The sequence below is a fragment of the Microbacterium schleiferi genome, assembly GCF_015565955.1.
In the GTDB taxonomy this organism is placed as follows: Bacteria; Actinomycetota; Actinomycetes; order Actinomycetales; family Microbacteriaceae; genus Microbacterium; species Microbacterium schleiferi_A.
Window position 1 is genome coordinate 717,186 of sequence record NZ_CP064760.1, and the last position, 24,653, is coordinate 741,838.

Consider the following 24,653-nt stretch of genomic DNA (forward strand, 5'->3'; position numbering starts at 1 on the left):
TCCGTGGCCGCCTAGCGCCAGAGCGTGGCGATGGCCGCGTTCACGAAGGTCAGGATGCCGATCGCCCAGAATACACCGGCCGGAGCCGAGCCGTTCCGCTTGGTGCGGGCCGTACCGATCCCTAGCAGCGCACCGATGATCAGCAGGATGACGAGCTTCGTGCCGATCTTCGCGTAGTTGAACTCCACGCCCTCGGGCACGCCCCACGGCGCTGCCAGAGCGAGCCCCGCGACACCGGCGATCAGCAGACCCCAGTTCATGAGTGCCGTCACGGCCCCGGTGCGGCGCACGGCCTCCACGACCCAGGCGCCGAAGAGGATGGCGAAGCCCGAGAGGTGAACGAGAAGGACGGCGTGACGAAGAATCTCCATGCCGTCAGCGTACCTTACGGCTCACTGAAGGTGGAGTCGTGTCGGCCAGTCGCAGGGTGTCTCAGGCCCGCAGCTCCCGCAGCGTCAGCGCGGTGCGCAGCGCGGCATCCGCTGCCTCGAACCCCTTGTCTTCCCGCGACCCCGGGAGGCCGGCGCGGTCGATCCCCTGCGCCTCGTCGTCCAGGGTGAGAACGCCGAACCCGACGGGCTTGCCGGTGTCGAGGGCAACCCGGGTCAGTCCGTCGGTGGCCGCTGACGAGACGAACTCGAAGTGCGGTGTTCCGCCGCGGATGATGACGCCGAGCGCGACGACGGCATCGGCGCCGGCTTCCAGTGCCGCCTTGGCAACGACGGGCAGCTCGAACGACCCGGGAACTGACACGACGCGGTATGTGGCGCCGGCGCCCTCGAGTGCCCGGCGGGCGCCCTCCAGCAGGCCGTTCGCGATCGTCTCGTGCCAGCTGCCTGCGACGATCACGATGTTCAGTCCTGAGCCGTCGATCGTCTCGCGTTCAGGTGCTCCGGTGCCGCTCATGCGTCGGTCCTCTCTGCCGCGGCCCCCACTCCGAGGGCGCGGTCCAGGTCGTCGAGAGCGATGGTGTGTCCCATGCGCTCGGCCTTCGTGGCCAGGTACTGGTGGTTGTTCGGGCCGACACCCACGAGCAGCGGCACCTGCTCCACGATGTCCAGGCCGAGCTCGCGCAGCTGAGCAACCTTGTCGCCGTTGTTGGTCAGGAGCCGCATCCGCTCGATACCGAGATCTCCCAGGATGCCGGCTGCCGCGGCATAGTCGCGCGCATCGGCCGGAAGGCCCAGGGCAAGGTTCGCGTCGACGGTGTCGAGCCCCCGCTCCTGCAGGCTGTAAGCGCGCAGCTTGTTGATCAGACCGATTCCACGGCCCTCGTGCCCGCGCATGTAGATGACAACGCCGCCGTCTTGTTCGATCGCGTCGAGCGCAGCATCCAGCTGCGGGCCGCACTCGCACTTCAGGGAACCGAACGCCTCGCCGGTCAGGCATTCCGAGTGCACCCGAACCAGTGGCGCATCCTCGGTGAGGTCTCCCGCCACGACCGCGATGTGGTCCGTGCCGGTGATTCGATCCTTGTAGGCAAGGAAGCGGAACACGCCGTGTGCCGTGGGCACTGAGGCTTCGGCGCGGAGGCTGACGCGGCGGTGATGGGGGTTGGTGGCGGCGGCAGCGTCGCGCGGCTCGTGCTCGTTGAGGTACGCGATGAGCTGCTCGATCGTGATGACCGGCACACCATCGCGAGCGCCGAGGTCGAGGAGCCCCGGCATCCGCATCATGGAGCCGTCTTCAGCGACGACCTCCGCGATCGCCCCGACCGGCTGCAGGCCCGCGAGTCGCATCAGCTCGACCGCAGCCTCGGTGTGCCCGGGACGTTCGCGAACGCCCCCTCGACAGCGCGAAGCGGGAGGACGTGGCCGGGCCTGATGACGCTGGAGGGGGTCGATGCCGGGTTGGCGAGCACGTTCAGGGTGTGTGCGCGGTCGCTGGCGCTGATGCCGGTCGAATCGCGGTCAGCTGCATCCACGGTCACGGTGTACGCGGTGCCGCGGGCGTCTTCGTTGACCGCCACCATCGGCGGAAGATCGAGTCTGTCAGCCCAATCGGCGGGCATCGGCGCGCACAGCAAGCCGCTCGACCAGCGGATCGTCCACGCGACTGCCTCTGGGGTTGCGAGTTCGGCAGACAAGATGACATCGCCTTCGTTCTCGCGGTTCTCGTCGTCGGCGACGATGATCGGGCGTCCGGCGCGCAGCGCGTCGAGCGCCTCGGTGATGGGGGCAAGGCTCACCGGGAGCCTCCTTCGGTCGGGGCGGTCGCAGCCGCCGGGGGAACGCCAGCAGACGCTGCACGTGTCGGGCAAGGATGTCGGTCTCGAGGTTGACGGGGGACCCCGGCTGAAGGGAGTCGAACGTCGTGGCCTCGAGAGTCTCGGGGATGAGGGAGACCTCGAACCAGGGCTCGGTCGAGGCCGGCTCGCTGACGTCGCTCACGGTGAGGGATACGCCGTCCATGGCGATCGATCCTTTGTCCACGATGAGCGGCGCGAGGTGCTGCGCAATCGCGACGCGGATCACGCGCCACTGGTCGCCGGGCCGCACGTCGACGACGGTGCCCGTGCCGTCGACATGGCCCTGCACGATGTGCCCGCCCAGCCGCCCGCCCGCGGCGGTTGCCCGTTCGAGGTTGACGAGCCGATCGACGGCAACGTCGCCGAGTGTCGAGATCACGAGAGTCTGGCGCATGACGTCGGCGGTGAATCCGTCGCCGTCGCGGGCGACGACCGTCAGGCAGACTCCGCTGACGGCGATCGAGTCGCCGTGCGCGGCATCCGCAACCGAGCGGGGTGCGTGAATCGTGAGCCGGATGCCGTCGCCCGACGGTTCGACGGCGGTGACGCGACCGATCTCTTCGACGAGGCCTGTGAACATGAGAAGCTCCTGACTACACCGACGGTGTGCCAGCGTCGTCGCTGGCGGTAAGGGATGGGGATACGGACTGCTCGGTGGCAGCCCGGGGGCGTGCGACCAGCAGCAGATCGTCGCCGAGCTGTTCGAGCGCAGTGAACTCGAGTCGGTGCGCAGCGGCGAGCGTGCCCACCCCGATGTCGGTCACGGCGGGGCGGTCGCCGTCCGGGCCGGAGCCGATCAGGACGGGCGCGACGTACGCGAGGACCTCGTCGACCAGTCCGGCGCGCATGAAGGATGCCGAAACCGTCGGCCCGCCCTCCACGAACACACGCTGGATGCCGAGATCGCGAAGTTCCTCCAGGACCGCCGCGAGATCTGTGCCGGGGCGCTGAATCAGGGTGCGCGGATGCCGCCGGACCTGCGCAGCATCCGGAATCGCCCGCTGCCCGAGCACAACCGGGAGGGGCTGCTGCGACAACGGTTGGCCTGCGGGCCCGCGCGCGGTCAGCGCCGGGTCATCGGCCAGGACCGTGCCGATGCCGACGACGATGGCATCGGCATCCGCCCGGCGTCGATGCACGTCGGCGCGGGCCGTCGGCCCCGTGATCCACATACTCGTGCCGTCCGCGGCGGCGGCACGCCCGTCGAGGCTTTGTGCCCACTTGACGGTGACATGAGGTCTGCCCAGTCGCTGCACGGTCAGCCAGGACTCCAAGAGAGCGGTGCACTCGTCCTGCAGCAGGCCCGCGTCGACCGTGACGCCCGCGGCGACGAGTCGTTCCGCTCCGCCGCCCGAGGCCACGCCGGGGTCGTCGACGGCGTAGATCACGCGCGTGACGCCGGCATCGATGAGAGCCTGCGCGCACGGGCCGGTGCGGCCGGTGTGGTTACAGGGTTCGAGGGTGACAACTGCCGTGCTTCCGCGAAGCTGCTCCGACGACAGCTGAGACATCGCGTCGACTTCGGCGTGTGCGGTCCCGACACCACGGTGCCAGCCCTCCGCCAGAATGTCTCCGTCCGGGGAGAGGATGACGGCCCCGACCTGGGGGTTCAGTCCCCGGGGGCCGCGCAGCGCCGCGGTGAGCGCGCGTCTCATCGCGGCTGTCTCACTTGCGCCTTGGCTCACTGCCCACTCCGGTCGGGTGCGACGGGGCAGGGAAGGCGGCGACACTTCAGCGTCGCCTGTGCTGCCTCCCATCCGGACTGACGACGCTGTCGCGTCGCATCACCGTCGGTCCCGGAATCACACCGGATCAACCGCTGCGGTGTTCTCTCGAACACGGATGCAGCGGGTCGCGGACTGTCACCGCCGGTTCGGATTCTCACCGACCCCGGAGCACGTTGTTGCTCTCGAGTGTAGTCAACGCAGTGCGCGTGTGTTCATTCCCGGGCAGCGCGTGGGTCCGGCGCGCTGTCGGAGCCCGGTGCGCCCGTCATGAGGCCTCATCCGCACCCACCAGTGCGCGAGCGGTGCGCTCGTCGATGACGAGATCGGTGATCAGGCCTGCGGCCAGCGCACCGCGAAGGCTCGGAATCTTGGCCTCGCCTGTCACGATGCAGCAGCGACGCGGTACCGCGCGAAGCAGATCGAACGACGGGCCCGACCCCCGCTCGTTCAACGCGATCCCCTCGGTCGACCCGTTCGCTCGGTAGAACACCGTCGCGACGTCGCCGACGACGCGTTCCGACTTCAGCTGCTCAAGGTCGGCGGGTTCGAGGTAGTCGCCGGCGTGGACGCGGCTGGGCACCTCGGCCTGGAACGCTCCGACGCTGAAGAGTACGAGACCCATGCGGCTCTGAATGTCGAGGATGCGGCGGGTGCTTCGTTCTCGCCACAGCGCGCGCCGCGTCTCGGGGTCATCGAAGAAGGCCGGGACCGGGAATTGCTCGGCATCCCCGCTATAGGCCGTGCTGAACCTGCTGAGAAGCTCGCTGGCGTATGTGATGCCCGATGTCTTCACGTTTCCCGAGCCGTTCAGTTGCACGAATGTCGTTCCGTGCACGCGCTTGGGGGTGAGTCGGCGCGCGACCGCCGCCAGCGTCGATCCCCACGCGATGCCGACGACCAGTTCCGAGACGATCAGTTCATCCAGCAACTGCGCAGCGCCCTGAGCGACGCGGTCGAGCCGCTCGAGATCGCTGACCGATTCGGGCACCGGGATCACCTGCGCGCGTACCCCGAACTGGCGCCGCAGGTGGGTCTCGACGAGCCCGGGTGCGTCGAGAGGTGAACGGACGCGCACCTCGACGATGCCTTCGGCGCGTGCGAAGGACAGGAGTCGAGACACCGTCGATCGGGATGTTCCCAGTTCGGTGGCGATGGCGTCCATCGTGCGCAGCTGGACGTAGTACAGGTGGGCGGCTGTCAGCGCTCGCCGCAGGTGGGTCGCGTCATCGGTCACGGACACAGTGTGCACATACGTGCATTAGGTCTGCAACTTCGACCAGGCGTGGCACGATGGGGGAGAACCCGGGAGGTCCCCGAGCGAGGAAGGACACGAATCGATGAGCGCCGTCGAACGAGGCACGGTCACCCAGCTGAGCGAACGGCCGCAGGCCGACGTTCTCATCGTCGGCGGTGGCGTCAACGGGCTCGCGGCGTTTCGCGACCTCGCGCTTCAGGGTGTCGATGTCGCGCTCGTCGAACGCGGAGACTTCGTGAGCGGTGCATCGGCCGCGTCATCGCACATGATCCACGGTGGTGTCCGCTATCTCGAGAACGGCGAGTTCCGGCTCGTCCACGAGGCAGTGACCGAGCGCAACGACCTGCTCGCTACCGCTGCGCACTACGTGCGCCCGCTGCAGACCACGATCCCGATTTTCTCGACCTTCTCGGGCGTCCTCTCAGCACCGTTCCGCTTTCTGCGGCACGGTGCTGGCAAGCACGTCGAGCGCGGGGCCGCGCTCATCAAGATCGGTCTCACCATCTACGACTCCTTCTCCCGGGGTGGAGGCCGTGTTCCGCGTCACACCTTCCGCGGCCGCACCGCGTCGCTGCGTGCCCTCCCTGCGATGAATGACACCGTGAAGTACACCGCGACCTATTGGGATGCCTCGGTGCAAGATCCGGAGCGTCTCGCGCTGGATCTGCTGCGCGACGGGCGAGCGGCGGGCGGCAACAGCGCCCGGGCGGCGAACTACGTGGATGTCGTCGGCGCCCACGACGGAGCGATCACCCTTCGCGACACGGAAACGGGCGGCGAGTTCGCCTTCCGCGCCGCCGTCGTGATCAACGCATCCGGGCCGTGGACCGACCTCACCAACCGCGCACTCGGGGCTCCGACGACCTTCATGGGCGGAACCAAGGGCTCGCATATCGTGCTCGATAACCCGGAGCTACTCGCGGCCACGGCTGGTCGCGAGATCTTCTTCGAGCACCGCGACGGTCGCATCGTGCTCATCTACCCCCTCAAGGGACGAGTCCTCGTGGGCACCACCGACATCGAGCACGACATGGCCGATCCCGCCGTGTGCACCGAGCCCGAGGTCGACTACTTCATCGACCTCATCGGGCACGTCTTCCCCGACATCACGGTCGATCGCTCGCAGATCGTCTACCGGTTCTCGGGCGTACGTCCCCTACCCGGTCACGGCGACCTCGCCCCGGGCTTCGTCTCGCGCGACTACCGCGTCGAAGCCGAGCAGCTCCCGGGGTCGGCAGACACCACGGTGATCAGCCTCGTCGGCGGCAAATGGACGACTTTCCGGGCCTCCGCGGCCCACCTCACCGATGACGCTCTCGCGCTGCTTGCCCGACCTCGCACGGTCAGCACCCGCGGCCGGGCCATCGGCGGGGGAGCTGGCTATCCCCTCACGGAACGGGCACGGCAGCAGTGGGTGACCGAGAACCGTCGCGGGCTCTCGAAGGATGTCGCCGCGACTCTGCTCGAACGGTACGGAACAATCGCCCGCGAGGTCATCGCGTCGGTCGACGAGGATGCCGACGACCAGCCACTCACGAGCCTTCCCGCCTACAGCACGGGAGAGCTGCGGTACCTGGCGGGCGCGGAGGATGTCGTACACCTCGCGGATCTGCTGTTGCGCCGCACGAGCATCGCGTTCCGGGGCGAGGCGAGCCCTGAGGTCGTCGCCGAGATCGCCGAAGCCGTCTCTGGAGTGCTCGGGTGGGATGAGGCGGACGTTTCGGCTGAGGTCGATGCGGCACTCGCCGCTGTCCACGCCGCCGATCCGACGTGGGAGCCCGCGTCGGCACCGGTAGCCTGAGCGGCGCGGCATCCATCGTCTGGAGGCGTTCAACACTTCGGGAGGCATCGTGGCCGAACACGTCCTAGCCATCGACCAGGGCACCACCTCAACACGGGCGATCGTTTTTGACCGCGCCGGCACCGTTGTGGCAACCGCCCAGCGCGAGCACGAGCAGATCTTTCCCCGCGCGGGGTGGGTCGAACACGACCCCATGGAGATCTGGACCAACACCGAGTGGGTGATTTCTGCCGTACTCGGCAAGGCCCACCTGCAGGCGTCCGGTATCGCCGCCGCTGGTGTCACGAACCAGCGCGAGACCGCGATCGTGTGGGACCGTCGTAGCGGGCAGCCCATCTTCAACGCGATCGTGTGGCAGGACACGCGCACGCAGCCCCGCCTGGATGCGCTTGCCCGTGACGGCGTCGGCGACCGCGTCACCGAGGTGACGGGCCTGCCGCTTGCTACCTACTTCTCGGCATCCAAGGTCGCGTGGATCCTCGAGCACGTGCCGGGGGCGCGGGCGGATGCCGAAGCCGGACACCTGCTGTTCGGGACCCCGGACTCGTGGGTGGTGTGGAACCTCACCGGCGGAACCAGCGGCGGGGCGCACGTGACCGATGTCACCAACGCAAGCCGCACACTGCTCATGGACCTGCAGACCCTCGACTGGTCCGACGAGATGCTCGCGCTGTGGAGTATTCCCCGCGCGATGATGCCCGAGATCCGGTCGTCCTCGGACGTCGTGGGCGAGCTCGCTCTACCCGGTACCGCGCGCGAGCTGCCGATCGCCGGCATCCTCGGTGACCAGCAGGCGGCGACCTTTGGGCAGGCTGCCTTCGGGGTCGGTGATTCCAAGAACACCTACGGCACCGGCAACTTCCTGCTCGTGGGCACCGGCACCGAGATCGTCCGTTCCCGCCACGGCCTGATCACCACTGTCGCGTACCGGCTCGGTGACCAGCCCGCCCACTACGCGCTCGAAGGCTCGATCGCCGTCACCGGATCGCTCGTCCAATGGCTGCGCGACAACCTCGGGATCATCGACCGCGCGCAAGATGTCGAGACCCTCGCGATGACCGTCGAGAACGCCGGCGGGGCCTACTTCGTCCCCGCGTTCTCGGGCCTGTTCGCCCCGTACTGGCGACCGGATGCCCGCGGCGCGATCGTCGGCCTCACCCGGTACGTCACACGCGCCCACATCGCTCGCGCCGCTCTCGAGTCGACGGCCTTCCAGACCCGCGATGTCATCGAGGCTGTCGTCGGAGATGCCGGCCGCGACTTGTCGGAGCTGCGCGTCGACGGCGGCATGACCAAGAACGATCTGCTCATGCAGTTCCAGGCCGACATCCTGGGCATCCCCGTCGTGCGACCGCGCGTCGTCGAGACGACGGCTCTTGGCGCCGCCTACGCTGCGGGTCTCGCGGTCGGTGTCTGGTCGGGGCTGGACGAGTTGCGCGAGCACTGGCAGGTCGATCGCCGGTTCGAACCGGCGATGTCGGATGAGGAACGCGCTCGCCGCTATCGGCTGTGGAAGAAGGCCGTCACCAAGTCCCTCGACTGGGTTGACGACGACGCCCGCACTCTGATGGATACGCTCGGCGACTAGCTCGTTCGAGACGGGCCGCTGCGTTTCGGTGGGGCCGCTACGCGAACTGCCCAGCGCGGGGACATGCCCTCGCCGGCTGCGCCGGCTCCCGCCAGGCCCGGTGCCAGCCCCGCGCTGGGCAGTTCGCTTCGCTCCTGCGTAGACGATCGGGTGACCTGCTTCGCTCCCGGTGGTGTGCCGATGGGTGGGGCCGCTACGCGAACTGCCCAGCGCGGGGACATGCCCTCGCAGGCTGCGCCGGCTCCCGCCAGGCCCGGTGCCAGCCCCGCGCTGGGGCAGTGCGCTTCGCTCCTGCGCAGACCATCGTGCGCACCGGTATGCCGTGCGCCGGCACGCGTCAGCCCCGCGCTGGGCAGTTCGCTTCGCTCCTGCGTAGGGCGCGTCTTGCGCTTGCGTTACTTCAGCAGGCGGGAGAGGCGGCGATCGGCCAGGAGCTTGCCGCCGGTTTGGCACGTCGGGCAGTACTCGAGGGAGTTGTCGGCGAAGAAGACGCTGCGCACCTCGTCGCCGCAGACCGGGCACGCCCCGCCGCGCCGGCCGTGCACGCGCATCCCGCGGCGCTTCGCGTCCTTGAGATCTGTCGGGGGCTTGCCGGATGCCTCGGCGATCGCCTCGGCGAGCGTCTGCTGCATCGCCGCGAAGAGGGTCTCGATGTCCTCGTCGCTGAGGTTTGCAGCCAGGGCGTAGGGCGACATCCGTGCCGCGTGCAGAATCTCATCGGAGTATGCGTTGCCGATGCCGGCGATGATCGACTGATCGCGCAGAACCCCTTTGATCTGGGTGCGGCGACCCGACAGCAACGCGGCGAACGCTTCGCGGTCGAACGCCGGGTCCAGGGGATCGGGGCCGAGCCGCGCGATGCCCGGCACGTCTGCAGGCTCGCGGGCCGCGTACACGGCGAGCGACTTCTTCGTTCCCGCCTCCGTCAGGTCGAACCCCGAGCCATCCGAGAAGGCGATGCGCAGCGCGATCGGCGTCTTTCCGGGGCGGATGATCGTGGTGGGGAGGTGGTCGTACCAGCGGAGCCATCCGGCCTTCGCGAGATGGAAGACGAGGTGGAGGGGAGCTGTCGCGTCCGCCGCCGCCTCGATATCGATGAACTTGCCGTGGCGCGACACCGACATCACCGTCGTGCCGACGAGCGCGTCCAGCGGAGGATCGTACGTCTTGAGCGCAGCGATGTTCGCGACCGTGGCGCGTGAGACGGTGAGTCCCGGCAGGCGGCCGTCGAGATAGTCGACCAGTCCCTGTACTTCCGGCATCTCGGGCATGGCGACATCCTGTCACGGGGTGGCAAGTGGCGGCAGGCCCCCATCGAGGATCGGCCAGGCAACGGGGCTGCGATCGTCGTCGGGGAGGAGCCCTGCGATCCACGCATCATCCCGGTGAGATGGACCCGCCAGCGCCCGCCGCAGCAGTCCCTCGTAGCGGAAGCCCAGCGCGCGGGCGACCCGCGCAGATCCGGTGTTTCCGGCCACGGCACGCCACTCGATGCGAGCCAGAGACATGCCCGCGGGCTCGAAGCCGAAGTCGATGACGGCGGAGCCCGCCTCGGTGAGCAGATGTCGCCGCCGAGCCCACGGCGCCATCCAGAACCCCAGCTCTGCCGTCTCCGGCTCCCGGCGGTACAGCCCGATCATTCCGGCCAGCCGGCCGTCATGACGGATGCCCCACGTCGCCTCACGGCCTTCGGCCCAGTGCCGCTCCACGCGGGGAATGAACTGCTCGGCGTGCTCGCGAAGGTACGGCGTTGGGACGGTGGTGTAGCGCTGGATCGCCGGATCCTGGCATGCCTCGAAGATCTCATCCACGTCGGCGTCGGTCGGTGGCGACAGCTCGCAGCGCTCGGTACGCAGCACGACGACATCCATCGCCCCACCCTAAGCCTTGATCCACCGATGAGCCGTGGGGTTGAGCGGGCGCGGTGACGCAGAAATGCCCCTCTGATCAGGAAGAATAGTGATTGTCTAGACCGCTGTTCGACCGATCCGAGAGGCATCTCGTAGGTGCAATTCAAGCATGCTCCCGCTGCTGTGTCAGCGATGTTCGATGATCCGAATCTCGTGTCGGCCGCGGGTCTGGTCCCGATGCTCCGCCTCGCCCGTTCCGTGGGCCTCGACGAGCTCGCGCAGTCGAGGTTGAGCGTCCCGACGGACAGGGGCGCGAACGCCGGGTCGAAGGTGATGGCGCTGGTGGCGGGGATGCTCGCCGGTGCGGACTCGATCGACGACATGAACCTGCTCCGTCACGGCGGGATGGGGCGATTGTTCGATCGGACGTATGCGCCGTCGACGTTGGGCTCGTTCCTGCGCGAGTTCCGTTTCGGGCATGTCCGCCAGCTCGATGCCGTCGCTTCCCGGACTCTGGTGAACCTCGCCTCGGCCGCACCGCTGCTGCAGGTTCGGGGCGGTGAGCGGGTGATGGTGGATCTGGACGACACGATCGTCGAGGTCCACGGATACAAGAAGCAGGGCGCCTCGTTCGGGTACTCCGGCGTCCGCGGACTCAACGCACTCCTTGCGACGGCGTCGACGACCTCGTCAGCACCGGTGATCCTGGGTCAGCGGCTCCGGCAGGGGAAGACCGGCTCCCCGAAAGGCGCCGCCAGGATCGTCGGTGACGTCCTCGCAACCCTCCGCCGCATGAACATCGGGAGCAGTGTCCGGCCGCTGCTGCGGGCCGACTCCGCGTTCTATGGGCACGGCACCGTTGGCACCGCGATCAAGTCCGGCGCGGACGTATCTGTCACGGTCCGGATGGACCCTGCGGTGAAGACAGCGATCTCGTCGATCCCCGAGGACGGGTGGGAGACGATCGAGTATCCGAACGCGATCCGTGACGAGGCCACCGGGCGGTGGATCTCGAAAGCCGAAGTCGCCGAAGTGCCCTTCGTCGCGTTCCGCTCCCGGAAGATCGCCGAACGGGTCGAAGGACGTCTCGTGGTGCGGCGCATCCCGGACCTGAACCCGAACAAGGTGGAGCAGCCGACCTTGTTCGACGTCTACCGGCACCACGCGTTCTTCACCACCACCGACAAGCAGACGATGGGCACCGTCGCGGCGGACAAGACCCACCGTGCCCACGCGATCATCGAACAGGTCCACGCCGATCTGAAGGGCGGACCGCTCGCTCACCTTCCGTCCGGGGTGTTCACCGCGAACAGCGCCTGGCTCGTGCTCGCGGTGATCGCGTTCAACCTCACCCGCACCGCCGGACTCATCTCCGACCGCGCCGGGCGGCTCGCCAGAGCGACAACCGCGACGATCCGCCGCACCCTCATCACTGTCCCGGCACGCCTCGCACGATCCGCCCGGCGCATCACCATGCACCTGCCCGCGGCCTGGCCCTGGCAGGCCGCGTTCGATCGCCTGTTCACGGCCACCCACGCCCCACCACACGTCAGCACGAACTGACCACCGCCGCGACGACGGCCCGACCGAGAACACAGTGGACGACCGGGATGCGACGCCCGGAACACAACCCTGCCCGCGGCCGGTCAAAGCCGCATCCATCAAGTCGAGCCCCCTCGCCCAAGGCTCATCGGTGGATCGAGGCTAAGCGCCGCCACGTCCCGCTCGCCGCAACTCCTGCTATTCCTCACTCGGGGGCTGGAATCGGAGGTGGTGGGGCGCCGATTGCAGGAGTTGTGACGCTCCCTCCCCAGGATGGGATTCGCACGCTCTTTCCTCGGTTCCAGGCAACGGCGAGGACGCGAGAGTCGGGCGGGGGCACTCTCGCGGTGTGATCTCAGTAGCTCGTCGCTATACCAGCGCTGAACTTCGACAGTCGGGGATGGGCCGCGCGGCGCTCCGATCGGCCTTGCGCTCCGGGTCGTGGCTCCGAGTTCGACGAGATGTCTACTTAGCAGCTGACACTCCGACACCGCTCGTGCGGGCCGCCGCTGTCGGCGGTCGCCTCGACTGCGTGTCCTTGTTGCGGCTGCGAGGCGTCTTCGTCGCTGAACGGCACAGTCTGCATGTGCAGTTCGAGCGCGACGCGAGTCGGCTCCCGTCGCGTGATGGCGTCGTGGCTCACTGGCGAACCTCAACCGCTGCGCGCAGCGATCTCGTCTGCGGAATGATTGAGGCACTCGTCCAGGCTTGTCGATGCCAGCCCGCTCGGTTCGCGGTTGCGACACTCGACAGCGCGTGGCATCAGGGACTTGTTACGGAGAGTGAGGTCGCCGAGGTCTTCTGTCGGCTGCCGCAGCGGTACCGGAAGCTTCGGAATCTGCTCGATCCGCGAGCCGAGTCCGGAACGGAAACGCTCGTCAGACTGATGCTGAGATCGCTGGGGGCTTCCTTCGTGCTCCAAGCGGAGCTCGCTGGGGTTGGACGGGTGGACTTCATCGTTGACGGATGGCTCGTGGTCGAGTGCGACAGTGTTGCCTTCCATGGTGATGAGCGCTCGCAGCGGCGAGACCGTGCTCGGGATCTCGCTGCCGCCATCGGCGGCTACGTCACCGTCAGGTTCCTGGCCGAGGACATCCTGTACCGCCCGGAGCGTGTTCGAGAGGCGCTGCGGTTGCTTCTCACTCACGGCGCCAGGCGTCGCTAACTCCTGCTCGATGGCGTCCCCCGCCCGCCGCGGCGGGCGTTGGTGGGCGAAGTGCAGGAGTTAGGGCACACCCCGACTCAGGCCCGGCGCAGCAGCCCGATCCGGTCGTAGACGTCGCCGAGGGTCGCGCGGGCGACAGACTCGGCACGCGCGGCGTTGGAGGCCAGGACCCGGTCGAGCTCGGCCGGGTCATCGAGTAGATCGAGCGCGCGAGCCCGCACGGGTTCGAACTCGTTCACGACGACCTCGGCGAGACCCTTTTTGAAGTCGCCGTAGCCGCGGCCCGCGTACTCGTCTTCGATCGACGGGATCTGCCGACCCGTGAGGGCCGCGTAGATCACGAGCAGGTTCGAGACCCCGGGCTTGTTTTCCCGGTCGTACCGCACCGAGCCTTCGCTGTCGGTCACGGCGCGCATGACCTTCTTCGCGCTCTTCGCGGGGTCGTCCAGGAGCCACAGCACTCCGGCATCCGACTCGGCCGACTTCGACATCTTCGCTGTCGGATTCTGGAGGTCGTAAATGCGGGCGGTGTCTTGCTGGATGACGGGCATCGGCACCCGGAAAGTGGTGCCGTAGCGCCCGTTGAACCGCTCGGCGAGATCACGCGTCAGCTCCACGTGCTGCTTCTGGTCATCACCGACAGGCACGATGTCGGTCTGATACAGCAGGATGTCGGCTGCCATGAGCACCGGGTAGGTGAACAGCCCGACGGATGTCGCATCCTGTCCGTACCGCTGCGACTTGTCTTTGAACTGGGTCATCCGACCCGCCTCGCCGAACCCGGTGAGCGTCGACAGTACCCACGCGAGCTCCGCGTGCGCCGGAACGTGAGACTGCACGTAGAGCGTCGACTTGGCCGGCTCGATACCGGCGGCGATGTACTGGGCGGCGGTCCGCCTCGTCTTCTCGCGCAGCTCCGCGGGGTCGTTCGGCTGGGTGAGGGCGTGCAGGTCGACAACGGAGAAGAACGCGTCGTAGGCCTCCTGCAGATCCCGCCACTGCATGAGCGCCCCGATGTAGTTGCCGATCTGGAGAGAGTCGGCGGAGGGCTGCATTCCGGAGTAGAGGCGGGGCTTGGTCACCCGACAATCCTAGGCCGCGGTGGGGTCGGCTCCGGTGCGCTCAGCGACCGACGCTGTAGTCGGCGACGACGGGAGCATGGTCGCTCCAGCGGGTGTCCCAGGAGGGTGCCCTGTCGATCCGGTAGGCGGTGACCCGGTCGGCCAATGGAGCTGTCGCGAGGTGGTAGTCGATGCGCCACCCGGTGTCGTTGTCGAAAGCCTGCCCGCGGTTCGACCACCACGAGTAGGGTCCATCGACCTCGCCGGCCCAGCGGCGTCCGACATCGACCCACCCGAGCCCGGTGCCGGTCGTCCCATCGATGCACTCGATCTCGGTTCCCTCGGGCGCGAGGATGCGGTCAAGATAGGCGCGTTCGCGGGGCAAGAAGCCCGCCTTCTTGAGGTTGCCCTTCCAGTTGCGGATGTCGAGCTGACGGTGCCCGACGTTCATGTCTCCCATGACCAGAGCCAGCGGCGAGTGCGCGGCCAGGTGGGGGAGGCGTGACTGCATCGCGTCCAAGAACGCGTACTTGGCATCCTGCTTCGGGGTGCCGTCCTCTCCGGAATGGACGTAGACACTCACCACGGTGAGGGTCTCGCCGTCGATGTCGAAGTCCGCCTCGATCCACCGTCCCGACTGGTCGAGCGGCTCCGGCCCGAGCACCGTGCGGACCGCCGCGGCCTCCACGCGGCTTGCCACGGCGACGCCCGAGCGGCCCTTCTGGAGTGCTTCGTGATGCACGATCCGCCATCCGGGCAGGGCAGCTGTCAGCTGCTCCTCATTCGCTCGAACCTCCTGCAGCGCCATGATGTCGACGCCCGCCTGATCGATCCACTCGAGCATCCCCTTGCGGGTGGCAGCGCGGATGCCGTTGACGTTGATGGAAGCGATACGAACTGTTCGGGGCACGCGCTTCAGCCTAGGTGTCGTCACCGACACGCGAGCCCGCGCTACGCTCTGAGCACTCCCAGACCGGCATCCGATTGTGAGGGCGACAGTGCCACGACCGCCGCTCAGCCGCGCCTGGCGTGCTGCCGTCTTCGTGACGGGCTGGATCATTCAACTTGCCGTCGCAGCGACCGGCGTCGTTGTCATTCGCTTCGATTCCATCGACGGCCTGCTGATCTGGTGCCTCGGCGGCTCGCTCTACGCGATCGGGGCGATGATCGTGCTCGCTGTCCTCGCGCGGCGAGACACACCGGCACCCGAGACCGTGGCGATCGAGAAGAGCTGGTGGGTGAGCGTGATGGTCGCCGCTGTCACGATTCTGCCCAGCTTCGTCGGCGTGTTCGCAGCGGTGACGGTCGTCATTTTCGATGACGGGACGGACTATGGTTTCCTCTTTCGCCTCATCGGGATCTGGGCGATGGTGCTCTCCTGGGGGCTCCTGCACTGGGGATTCGCGCAGTGGTACATGTACCGCTATCGCGTTGCCGCAGACCCACCGCTGCGCTTCCCGAGAACCCCGGAGCCGTCGATCGTCGACTTCACGTATCTCGCCTTCACGATCGGCACGACGTTCGCGGTGTCAGATGTCGAGACCCACTCGTCACGCATCCGATGGCTGATGACGCTGCACTCGGTCATCTCGTTCTTCTTCAACGGCGCGATCGTCGTGTTCGCCCTGAGCCGGCTGACGGCATTCGGGGCTTGACGGGCCGGCGTCGATTCAGACGAGACCGTCCAGGGCGCTGGGGCGGCGCGGCTGGGGCGGTGTGGATGCCTCCACCTCGTCGAGCTCCCGTTCGGCCCGACGCACATCGCGGGTTGCTGCCCACCGCGCGTGCCACGGCGCAGCATCTCGCGCCTCCTGGGCGGTGCGCAGCCGCACCTGGGCGGCAAGGAGCAGTGCGGCATGCTCCTCGGCCAGCTGCTCCGCCTCGGATTTCTCCAACAGCGGGATGTTCTCGTCGCGGGCAGAGATGGCGATCCACGCCGCCCCGACGAGCATGATGATCCCGATGAGGCGGAACCACAGCAGCAGACCCACGAAGATGGCGAAGGTGGCCAGCAGCGCGTTGGTCGGCGTGTAGCTGAGCAGCCAGCCCGCGCCGAGCTGGAGCACGGTGACAGCCGCCCCAGCCAGCAAGGCTCCTGGCCAGATCGTGCGCCAGCGCAGGCTCGTTCCCGTCAGGAATCGATACAGCGCCGCCAGAGCAGCAGCATTGATCGCGAACGAGATAAGGAGGGTCGCAGTGCGTACGCCGATCGAGAACCACACCGAGCCGGTGTCGAGTCCGAGCAGCGAGAACACGATGTCCAGCGCCCAGGTGCCCGCGGCGCCGAGCCCGCCGCCCACGAGCAGCAGGATGCCGAACAACGCCGCCGCCAGAAGGTCACCGCTCTTGAGGAGCAGGTAGGGGCGCCGGTCAGGGGCAGCACGAAGATCTCGCGGACGGCGCGGCGTGAGAACGTTACCCAGCCGATCGCCGTCCAGACCAGAGTGACGAGAGCTATCGCACCCGTGATCCCGAACAGGCTCGCGGAGTTTGTGGCGATTTCGGCCACGGCATCCGGGGTGATCGGACCGTCCTTGTCGATCAATCCGGGGATGTAGGTGTTGATGAGGTCGATCAGATTCTGGATGGCCTCGTCGCTGCCGCCGAGCCAGAGGCCCGCGAGAGCGAACGCAACGTAGACGGCGGCGAAGATCGCGAACAGCGCCTGATAGCTCACTCCCGCCGCGAGCAGAAAGCCGTTGGCGATGAGGAAGTGGCGCCAGACGCGCACCGGAAACCACGCCAGCGTCTGCTTGGTGACCCGGGTGGCGAAGGAGATCGGCTCTTCGAATCGGGTGAGCAGCCGCTCCTGGGTGTCTTCCCACCGTGCACGCAGCGTTTCCTCCCGCTGCTGCGCGTCGCGCGCGGTATCGCGGCGATTGCGGTCGGACGAGCTCACGTTCTCAGGTTATCGAGGGTCGCGCGCGGCATCCGTTTCGGCAGCGGTGCGCGAGTCCGTGCGGAACCACCGGACCACCGACAGGGATGCCGCGAGCACCGCCGCCGGGATGAGGAACGCGATCGCCAGTCCCGGACCGTCGGCGAGCAGCCCGACGATGACGGCTCCGAGGATCGCGCCTGCGTAGTTGAAGATGTTGACCCGGGCGATCACCTGGTCGGAGTGGGCGGGGGCGAGGTCGCCGGCGGCGCCGAACGTGACGGGGATGAGGATGCCGGTCGCGGCGCCCGCGAGGGCGAAGCCGGCGATTGCGGCGGCCTCGAACGGCAGAAGCGCCACTGCCACGACGCCGATCACCGAGACGACGATGGCGCCGGCGACCAGGCGTCTCCGGCTCATGACTCCGAGGAGTCGGTCGGTCGCGAGACGGGTGATGAGCACGCAGACCTGGTAGGCGGCGTATCCGAGCGGTGCGAGCGCGGGGAGGGCTCCCAGGTCATCCTGCAGATAGACCGTGCTCCAGGTGCTTACTGCCGAGTCGACGACGAACACTGCCAAGATGACGAAACCGAATGCCCAGATGCCCGCTCGGGGGAGCCGAGCGCGCTCGGCGGCGGGAAGGGCCGTATCGATCGCCACCTCGCGGGCGAACAGACGGATGCCGATGACCGCGATGAGGAGGATCGCGATGCCCGCCGTTCCGATCGCCACTCCCGCCGCGAACGGGGATGCCGCGATGGCGGACACGAGCAGGGCTCCCGCGATCGCGGCAGCGGTGTAGGCGGAGAAGAAGCCGCCGAGGAGGGGCTTGCCATGCGCGCGCTGCACGATGACGCCCTGCATCGCCGTTGCGGCATCCACGCACCCGAGGCCGATGCCGTACACCGCGAAGAGCGAGACGAAGAGGGGGAACGGTGTCGGGAGGGCGATGGCGGGGAGGGCGGCTGCCTGAAGGAGGAGGCCCACGACGAGTGCGGTGCGGCTTCCGAACCGCACGGCCAGGGCGTTGGCGAGCACGGAACCGCCGGCGGCGGCGATCGCGACACCCAGCACGATGAGCGTGACGACGGTGTCGTCGACTCCCTGGCGTTCCTTGAGCGCGGGGAGGGAGGTGACTACGACGGCGTACCCGAGGCCCTGAGCCGCATATGCGGCGAAGACGGCGACGCGCGTGGATGTCGCTCGCGCAGCGCCAGCGAGGCGGGGCGCGTCTGGGGTGCTCATTCGGCCAGAGTAGCGAGCCGAGAGCCGTCGGCCGAGAAGAACCTCACAACCTCAACGCTGCATGAGGGTGGTGCGGCCCGGATCAGGTACTGCGCGCCGTTGGTGAGGCCCGGCTCAGGCCTTGCCGCGAAGAACCGCCTGCTTGACCTCGGCGATCGCCTTCGTGACCTCGATACCGCGGGGGCATGCCTCGGTGCAGTTGAAGGTCGTGCGGCAACGCCACACGCCCTCTTTGTCATTGAGGATGTTCAGGCGCACGCCTGCCGCGTCGTCACGCGAATCGAAGATGAACCGGTGGGCGTTGACGATCGCGGCGGGGCCGAAGTACTGACCGTCAGTCCAGAACACGGGGCACGAGGAGGTGCAGGCCGCGCACAGGATGCACTTGGTGGTGTCGTCGAAGATCTCGCGGTTCGTGATCGACTGGATGCGCTCCTTGCCGGGCTCCGGCGTCGAGTTCGCGATCAGGAACGGCTGCACCTCGCGGTAGGACGCGAAGAAAGGCTCCATGTCGACGATGAGGTCCTTCTCCAGCGGCAGACCCTTGATGGCCTCGACGTAGATCGGCTTGGAGATGTCGAGGTCCTTGATGAGGGTCTTGCAGGCGAGGCGGTTGCGTCCGTTGATGCGCATCGCGTCCGAGCCACAGATGCCGTGGGCGCAGGAACGGCGGAAGCTGAGCGACCCGTCGACCTCCCACTTGATCTTGTGGAGAGCGTCAAGCACGCGGTCGGTCGAATACAGCTCGACGTCGTAGTCCACCCAGCGGGGCTCGGCATCCACCTCGGGGTCGAAGCGACGGATGATGAAGGTCACCAGGAACGCTTGGATGCCCGTGGGGTCAGCGGACTGCTCGACACCGCCCTGCGCATCAGCGTCCTCGGTCGCGTTCGTGGCGGCATCCGTGGAGACAAGCGTCGCGCTCATCGTCAGTACTTCCTCTCCATCGGCTGGTAGCGGGTGATGACCACGGGCTTCCAGTCGAGCCGGATGTGGTCATCCGCGACCGACGAGTGCGGGTCGCCCGTGAGGTAGGCCATCGTGTGCTGCATGTAGTTCTCGTCATCACGCTTGGGGTAGTCATCGCGCATGTGGCCGCCGCGGCTCTCGAGCCGGTTGCGGGCGGTGACGACGACGACCTCAGCGATGTCGAGCAGGAATCCGAGCTCGACGGCTTCGAGCAGGTCGGTGTTGAACCGCTTGCCCTTGTCGTCGACGTGGATGTTGAGGTAGCGGGCACGCAGTTCTTCGATGACGCCGAGCACGTGCTTCAGGGACTCCTCGGTGCGGAACACCTGAGCGCCCTTGTCCATCTCGTCCTGCAGCTTCTTGCGGAGGACCGCGATGCGCTCCTGCCCGGGGTTGTTGCGGAGGCCCTCGATCATCTCGAGAACACCCGCGGCAGGGTTCTCCGGCAGGTCGACGAAATCGGCGGTCTTCACGTACTCGACCGCATACTGGCCGGCGCGCTTGCCGAACACGTTGATGTCCAGGAGCGAGTTGGTGCCGAGGCGGTTCGAGCCGTGCACCGAGACGCACGCGCACTCGCCAGCGGCGTACAAGCCCGGAACGACGGTCTCGTTGTCGGCGAGCACCTCGGCCTTGATGTTGGTCGGGATGCCGCCCATCGCGTAGTGGGCGGTCGGCATGACCGGCACCGGCTCGACGACCGGGTCGACACCCAGGTAAGTGCGCGCGAACTCGGTGATGTCGGGGAGTTTGGTCTCGAGAACCTCAGCGCCCAGGTGCGTGCAGTCCAGGAGGACGTAGTCACGGTGGGGTCCCGCGCCGCGGCCTTCGGCGACTTCCTGCTGCATGCAGCGGCTGACGATGTCGCGGGGGGCGAGGTCTTTGATGGTGGGCGCGTAGCGTTCCATGAAGCGCTCGCCACTCGCGTTGCGCAGGATCGCACCTTCGCCACGGGCACCCTCGGTCAGCAGGATGCCGAGACCGGCAAGCCCGGTCGGGTGGAACTGGAAGAACTCCATGTCCTCCAGCGGCAGGCCCTTGCGCCACACGATTCCCACGCCGTCACCGGTGAGGGTGTGGGCGTTGGAGGTCGTCTTGTAGATCTTGCCGAACCCGCCCGTGGCGAAGATCACGGCCTTGGACTGGAAGACGTGGAGCTCTCCGGTTGCCAGTTCGTAGGCCACGACGCCCGCGACCTGGGTGTTGCCGTCGGCATCCTTGACCGTGATGAGGTCGAGGACGTAGAACTCGTTGAAGAAGTTGATGCCGAGCTTGACGCAGTTCTGGAACAGCGTCTGCAAGATCATGTGGCCGGTGCGGTCGGCGGCGTAGCAGGCGCGACGGACGGGGCTCTTGCCGTGGTCGGCGGTGTGTCCGCCGAAGCGCCGCTGGTCGATCTTGCCCTCGGGGGTCCGGTTGAAGGGCAGGCCCATGTTCTCGAGGTCGATGACCGCGTCGATGGCCTCTTTCGCGAGGATCTCGGCGGCGTCCTGGTCGACGAGGTAGTCGCCGCCCTTGACAGTGTCGAAGGTGTGCCACTCCCAGGAGTCCTCTTCGACGTTTGCCAGGGCTGCCGCCATGCCACCCTGGGCGGCGCCGGTGTGAGACCGGGTCGGGTACAGCTTCGAGATGACCGCCGTCTTCGCGCCGGGGCCCGCCTCGATGGCCGCGCGCATCCCGGCGCCGCCGGCGCCGACGATGACGATGTCGAACTGGTGGTAGTGGACGCCGTCCTTGACGACGCTTTCGGCGCTCTGAGTAGTCACGGGTGCTGTGCTTTCGATGTCAGGTGAGCGGCGGGATTACGAGGCGCAAATGCCGATGATCGTTTCGGACGCGGTGGCCGGGTCGAACCCGATGCAGGGGTCGAAGGTGAAGACCACGAGCGTGCCGAGCAGGATCAGAAGCGCTGCGGTGACCCAGATCGCCGTGACCAGCACGGTGCGGGTCTTGGCGTGGGTCACGTAGTCGTTGGTGATGGTGCGCATGCCATTTGCGCCGTGGATCAGCGCGAGCCACAGCATCAGGACGTCCCACCACTGCCAGAACGGGTTGGTGAGCTTGCCCGCGACAAACGCGAAGTCGATTGCGTGGATGCCGTCGCCCACCATGAGGTTGACGAAGAGGTGGCCGAAGATCAAGACCACGAGCACCATGCCGGAGGCTCGCATGTAGACCCAGCCCCACTTTTCGAGGTTCACACCACGGCGGCGAGGGGTGCTGTGCGCAGAACGGGGTTCTGCGATCGCGGGAGCGCTCATCAGTGACCGCCTCCCATCCCGCTGAAGACATTGATGAGGTGACGGGGGGTGAACCCGATCATCGTCACCGCCCAGACGCCGAGGACGATCCACCAGAGCTGACGCTGGTAGCGGGCGCCCTGCGACCAGAAGTCCACGATGATGATCCGCAGACCGTTGTACGCGTGGTACGCGATGGCGCCGACCAGGAAGACCTCGCCGATCCCCATGATCGGGTTCTTGTAGGTGCCGATCACGGCGTTGTAGGCCTCGGGGGATACCCGGATGAGCGCCGTATCGAGGATGTGGACCAGAAGGAAGAAGAAGATGGCCACGCCGGTAATGCGATGCAAGACCCACGACCACATGCCCTCGTGACCGCGGTACAGCGTTCCACGAGGGGTCTTGGAGGTGGTTTCGGATACCGACGGTGTGACGCGTGCTGGTGCAGACACGGTCGTCCTCCCTGGATCGAACACGAGCGGGGCGGTCAGTGCCCCAACAGGAACCTGACGCAGGCTCCCCGGCGTCACTCGGGCGCGAGTCCCATCCTATTGCGCTGGGCGAGAGCTCGGCTCTTAGGGCACCCTTAGTCCGGGGGTATCGCTGCTCGTCACCTCTGCGACACGTGGCCGAAAGGACGCCCCAGTAGCCTGGGCGCATGTCCCAGGTGATCTCCGACTTCTACGCCGTCATCCCCGCGGGAGGCATCGGCAGCCGACTCTGGCCGCTCTCGCGTGCCGACGCGCCGAAGTTCCTCCACGACCTCACCGGATCGGGTCATTCCCTTCTGCGCGACACGTGGGACCGACTCGAGCCTCTGGCCGGCAGTGAGCGCATCGCCGTCGTCACGGGACGCGCGCACCGTGCCGCAGTCGAGGCCCAGCTGCCGGGCGTGCCTGATCGCAACGTCTTCCTCGAGTCCGAGCCTCGCGATTCGACGGCAGCGATCGGGCTGGCAGCTGCCGTGCTTGTGCGACGCGAGCCCGAGGTGATCATCGGGTCCTTTGCGGCAGACCACGTCATCCGGGTTCCGCACCTGTTCCAGTGGGCGGTGCAGCAGGCTGTCGCGGTGGCGCGGCAGGGATACATCTGCACGATCGGCATCCAACCCTCAGAGCCCTCGATCGGCTTCGGGTACATCAAGAAGGCCGATGAGCTTCTTGTCGACGGCGCGCCGGAGGCTGCAACCGTCGAGCGCTTCGTGGAGAAACCCGACCTCGAGACCGCGCGCACCTACTTCGCCGACCGCTCCTACCTCTGGAACGCGGGCATGTTCATTTCCCGTGCCGATGTTCTGCTTGCCGAGATCGAGGCGAACAACCCCGAGCTCCACGCCGGACTGATGGAACTCGCCGAGGCATGGGATGACCGCGACCGTCGTGGACCTGTCGTCGACCGCGTCTGGCCCGGTCTGACGAAGATCGCGATCGACTACTCGGTCGCCGAGCCCGCCGCTGAGAAGGGCAAGCTCGCGGTGATCCCGGGTCACTTCGACTGGGATGACGTTGGAGACTTCGCGAGCCTCGCCAAGCTCAACTCGCACGGGCGCAAGAACGATCTCGCGATTCTCGGGGGGAACGCGCGGATCCTCTCGGACGCATCCAGCGGCATCGTTGTCTCACAGACCTCACGGGTCATCAGCCTCATCGGTGTGCAGGACATCGTCGTCGTCGACACCCCCGATGCTCTCTTGGTGACCACGAGCGAGCACGCGCAGCGCGTCAAGGGGGTGGTCGACGCGCTCAAGCTCGGCGGGCGCGGCGACGTTCTCTGAAGCGCGGAGGCCGGGCGCGAGCAGTTTGCGTGACGACTCTATTGCGGGTTTGTAACCATTGCTCAGTGGTGGCTGTCTGGGGCATGCATCCTGGCCATTCGCTAGGTAGATTCTCCAGATGCACCCGCCGTCTGGGCGGGCCCTTCACCTGGAGGCACAGTTGACCATTTCCACCCGTAAGCGCGTGCTCGGCGGCCTCGTTGCCGCGAGCATGTTCGTTGCTCTCGCCGGCTGCGCGTCGGCCCCCACTGACACGGAGACCACGGCCGCGGCCGGTGGCGACGTCGTCGAAGGATTCCTGCCCTGCATGGTCTCCGACGCCGGTGGCTTCGACGACAAGTCGTTCAACCAGCTCGGCTACGAAGGCCTCGAGCGCGCCGCTGGCGAGCTCGGCGTCGACTTCCTGACGGTTCAGTCCGACTCCGAGTCCGATTTCGCGCCGAACCTGACCAACCTGGTCGACCAGGGCTGCTCGATGATCATCACGGTGGGCTTCGCGCTCGCGTCGGCTGCGGGCGAGTCGGCCCTGGCCAACCCCGACATCGAGTACGTCTCGATCGACGATGTCGTGGACAACGACTTCGACGGTGAGACCGACGCCCCCAACATCAAGCCGATCGTCTTCGACACCGCGCAGGCCGCGTTCCTCGCCGGTTACGCCGCGGCGTCGTACTCGACCGCTGGCAAGGTCGGCACCTTCGGTGGCATGAACTTCCCGACGGTCTCGATCTTCATGGACGGCTTCGCCCAGGGCGTCGCCTACTACAACGAGGCCAACGGCGCCAACGTCGAGGTTCTCGGCTGGGACTCCGCCACGCAGGACGGTGTCTTCACCGGTGGCTTCGTCGCCAACCAGGACGCGATCAACGCCGCGCAGGGCCTCGTCGACCAGGGTGTCGACGTCCTGCTCCCCGTCGGTGGTCCGATCTACCAGAGCGCCGCGTCCGTCATCCGTGACTCGGGCCGCGACATCGCCCTCATCGGTGTCGACGCCGACGTCTTCGAGACCGACCCGACCGTTGCCGACCTGCTCCTGACCTCGATCCGCAAGCTGATCGACGTGGGTGTCGAGGACGCGGTCCTCGCCGCCGGCATCGGCGAGTTCGACCCGGCGCCGTTCGTCGGCACGCTCGACAACGGTGGCGTGGGCCTGGCTCCGTTCCACGACTTCGAGAGCAAGGTCTCGCCTGACCTCCAGGCGGAGCTCGACGAGATCGCCGCGGGCATCATCGACGGATCCATCCCGGTCACGTCGTACCTCGCGGGCTGATAACCCTCAGCGGCGGGGAGGCTGGGTATCCAGCCTC

21 protein-coding genes and 3 pseudogenes are annotated in these 24,653 nt (G+C 67.5%); 6 read left to right on the forward strand and 18 right to left on the reverse strand.

Annotation, left to right across the window (positions count from 1 at the left end; translation table 11 throughout):
• Window positions 1-11: 11 nt before the first annotated feature.
• The 6 genes and pseudogenes from IT882_RS03385 to IT882_RS03410 all read right to left on the reverse strand — a co-directional run bounded on the left by IT882_RS03385 (window position 12) and on the right by IT882_RS03410 (window position 5,209).
• Window positions 12-371, reverse strand: a complete 360-nt coding sequence (locus IT882_RS03385; RefSeq protein ID WP_195693173.1) for a Fe-S protein — start codon at window positions 369-371, stop codon at window positions 12-14.
• Window positions 372-432: 61 nt separating this feature from the next.
• Window positions 433-906, reverse strand: coding sequence for a 6,7-dimethyl-8-ribityllumazine synthase (gene ribH / locus IT882_RS03390; protein ID WP_195693174.1), 474 nt, complete (start codon window positions 904-906; stop codon window positions 433-435).
• Window positions 903-2,188, reverse strand: a pseudogene (gene ribA / locus IT882_RS03395) (GTP cyclohydrolase II). The gene ribH and the pseudogene ribA overlap by 4 nt, the downstream one beginning before the upstream one ends.
• A 103-nt stretch (window positions 2,189-2,291) precedes the next feature.
• A pseudogene (locus IT882_RS03400) lies at window positions 2,292-2,828 on the reverse strand (riboflavin synthase); the annotation flags it as partial.
• A gap of 13 nt (window positions 2,829-2,841) precedes the next feature.
• A complete protein-coding gene (gene ribD / locus IT882_RS03405; RefSeq protein ID WP_229382277.1) occupies window positions 2,842-3,903 on the reverse strand; it encodes a bifunctional diaminohydroxyphosphoribosylaminopyrimidine deaminase/5-amino-6-(5-phosphoribosylamino)uracil reductase RibD in 1,062 nt (353 codons plus the stop codon).
• A gap of 337 nt (window positions 3,904-4,240) precedes the next feature.
• The gene (locus IT882_RS03410; protein ID WP_229382278.1) at window positions 4,241-5,209 is read right to left on the reverse strand and encodes a sugar-binding transcriptional regulator; all 969 of its coding nucleotides are present in this window, start codon (window positions 5,207-5,209) and stop codon (window positions 4,241-4,243) included.
• Between the two features lie 103 nt (window positions 5,210-5,312).
• Here IT882_RS03410 and IT882_RS03415 point away from each other — a divergent pair, with 103 nt between their 5' ends.
• On the forward strand, window positions 5,313-7,031 hold the full coding sequence (locus IT882_RS03415; protein WP_195693176.1) for a glycerol-3-phosphate dehydrogenase/oxidase: 1,719 nt from the start codon (window positions 5,313-5,315) through the stop codon (window positions 7,029-7,031).
• Between the two features lie 49 nt (window positions 7,032-7,080).
• Window positions 7,081-8,619, forward strand: a complete 1,539-nt coding sequence (gene glpK / locus IT882_RS03420) for a glycerol kinase GlpK (protein WP_195693177.1) — start codon at window positions 7,081-7,083, stop codon at window positions 8,617-8,619.
• Window positions 8,620-9,014: 395 nt separating this feature from the next.
• Here the strand turns inward: glpK and IT882_RS03425 are convergent, their stop codons facing one another.
• Together IT882_RS03425 and IT882_RS03430 are read right to left on the reverse strand one after the other, a co-directional pair.
• Window positions 9,015-9,890, reverse strand: coding sequence for an Fpg/Nei family DNA glycosylase (locus IT882_RS03425; protein WP_195693178.1), 876 nt, complete (start codon window positions 9,888-9,890; stop codon window positions 9,015-9,017).
• Window positions 9,891-9,902: 12 nt separating this feature from the next.
• The gene (locus IT882_RS03430; protein ID WP_195693179.1) at window positions 9,903-10,490 is read right to left on the reverse strand and encodes a GNAT family N-acetyltransferase; all 588 of its coding nucleotides are present in this window, start codon (window positions 10,488-10,490) and stop codon (window positions 9,903-9,905) included.
• A 135-nt stretch (window positions 10,491-10,625) separates the two neighbouring features.
• Between IT882_RS03430 and IT882_RS03435 the strand changes: the two genes are divergently transcribed.
• Entirely contained in the window at window positions 10,626-12,032 is a 1,407-nt protein-coding gene (locus tag IT882_RS03435) for an IS1380 family transposase (RefSeq protein ID WP_195692261.1), read from the forward strand.
• Between the two features lie 631 nt (window positions 12,033-12,663).
• Here IT882_RS03435 and IT882_RS03440 read toward each other — a convergent pair.
• From IT882_RS03440 to IT882_RS03450, 3 genes are all read right to left on the reverse strand, one after another.
• A complete protein-coding gene (locus IT882_RS03440) occupies window positions 12,664-13,158 on the reverse strand; it encodes a hypothetical protein (RefSeq protein ID WP_195693180.1) in 495 nt (164 codons plus the stop codon).
• Between the two features lie 95 nt (window positions 13,159-13,253).
• Window positions 13,254-14,258, reverse strand: a complete 1,005-nt coding sequence (trpS, locus tag IT882_RS03445; RefSeq protein ID WP_195693181.1) for a tryptophan--tRNA ligase — start codon at window positions 14,256-14,258, stop codon at window positions 13,254-13,256.
• A gap of 40 nt (window positions 14,259-14,298) precedes the next feature.
• Window positions 14,299-15,147 carry an exodeoxyribonuclease III gene (locus tag IT882_RS03450; protein ID WP_195693182.1) on the reverse strand — a complete coding sequence of 283 codons (849 nt, stop codon included), beginning with the start codon at window positions 15,145-15,147 and terminating at the stop codon, window positions 14,299-14,301.
• 88 nt (window positions 15,148-15,235) lie between these two features.
• Between IT882_RS03450 and IT882_RS03455 the strand changes: the two genes are divergently transcribed.
• Window positions 15,236-15,892 carry a DUF1345 domain-containing protein gene (locus tag IT882_RS03455; protein WP_195693183.1) on the forward strand — a complete coding sequence of 219 codons (657 nt, stop codon included), beginning with the start codon at window positions 15,236-15,238 and terminating at the stop codon, window positions 15,890-15,892.
• A gap of 15 nt (window positions 15,893-15,907) precedes the next feature.
• On the opposite strand, the gene IT882_RS16855 is transcribed toward IT882_RS03455, so the two are convergent.
• From IT882_RS16855 to sdhC, 7 genes and pseudogenes are all read right to left on the reverse strand, one after another.
• A complete protein-coding gene (locus IT882_RS16855) occupies window positions 15,908-16,558 on the reverse strand; it encodes a YhjD/YihY/BrkB family envelope integrity protein (RefSeq protein WP_267490539.1) in 651 nt (216 codons plus the stop codon).
• A 116-nt stretch (window positions 16,559-16,674) separates the two neighbouring features.
• Window positions 16,675-17,136: pseudogene (locus tag IT882_RS17025) on the reverse strand (YhjD/YihY/BrkB family envelope integrity protein); the annotation flags it as partial.
• A 9-nt stretch (window positions 17,137-17,145) separates the two neighbouring features.
• A complete protein-coding gene (locus tag IT882_RS03465) occupies window positions 17,146-18,360 on the reverse strand; it encodes an MFS transporter (RefSeq protein ID WP_195693184.1) in 1,215 nt (404 codons plus the stop codon).
• A gap of 114 nt (window positions 18,361-18,474) precedes the next feature.
• Window positions 18,475-19,287, reverse strand: a complete 813-nt coding sequence (locus tag IT882_RS03470) for a succinate dehydrogenase iron-sulfur subunit (RefSeq protein WP_229382279.1) — start codon at window positions 19,285-19,287, stop codon at window positions 18,475-18,477.
• 2 nt (window positions 19,288-19,289) lie between these two features.
• Entirely contained in the window at window positions 19,290-21,095 is a 1,806-nt protein-coding gene (gene sdhA, locus IT882_RS03475) for a succinate dehydrogenase flavoprotein subunit (protein WP_195693185.1), read from the reverse strand.
• A 36-nt stretch (window positions 21,096-21,131) separates the two neighbouring features.
• The gene (locus IT882_RS03480) at window positions 21,132-21,590 is read right to left on the reverse strand and encodes a succinate dehydrogenase hydrophobic membrane anchor subunit (RefSeq protein ID WP_195693186.1); all 459 of its coding nucleotides are present in this window, start codon (window positions 21,588-21,590) and stop codon (window positions 21,132-21,134) included.
• Window positions 21,590-22,024: a succinate dehydrogenase, cytochrome b556 subunit gene (sdhC, locus tag IT882_RS03485; protein WP_195693187.1), complete on the reverse strand. Its 435-nt coding sequence runs from the start codon at window positions 22,022-22,024 to the stop codon at window positions 21,590-21,592. The genes IT882_RS03480 and sdhC overlap by 1 nt, the downstream gene beginning before the upstream one ends.
• A 206-nt stretch (window positions 22,025-22,230) precedes the next feature.
• Between sdhC and IT882_RS03490 the strand changes: the two genes are divergently transcribed.
• Complete coding sequence (locus tag IT882_RS03490; RefSeq protein ID WP_195693188.1) at window positions 22,231-23,346, forward strand: mannose-1-phosphate guanylyltransferase; 1,116 nt, start codon at window positions 22,231-22,233, stop codon at window positions 23,344-23,346.
• A 160-nt stretch (window positions 23,347-23,506) separates the two neighbouring features.
• Window positions 23,507-24,616, forward strand: coding sequence for a BMP family lipoprotein (locus IT882_RS03495; protein WP_229382280.1), 1,110 nt, complete (start codon window positions 23,507-23,509; stop codon window positions 24,614-24,616).
• The last annotated feature ends 37 nt before the right edge of the window (window positions 24,617-24,653 follow it).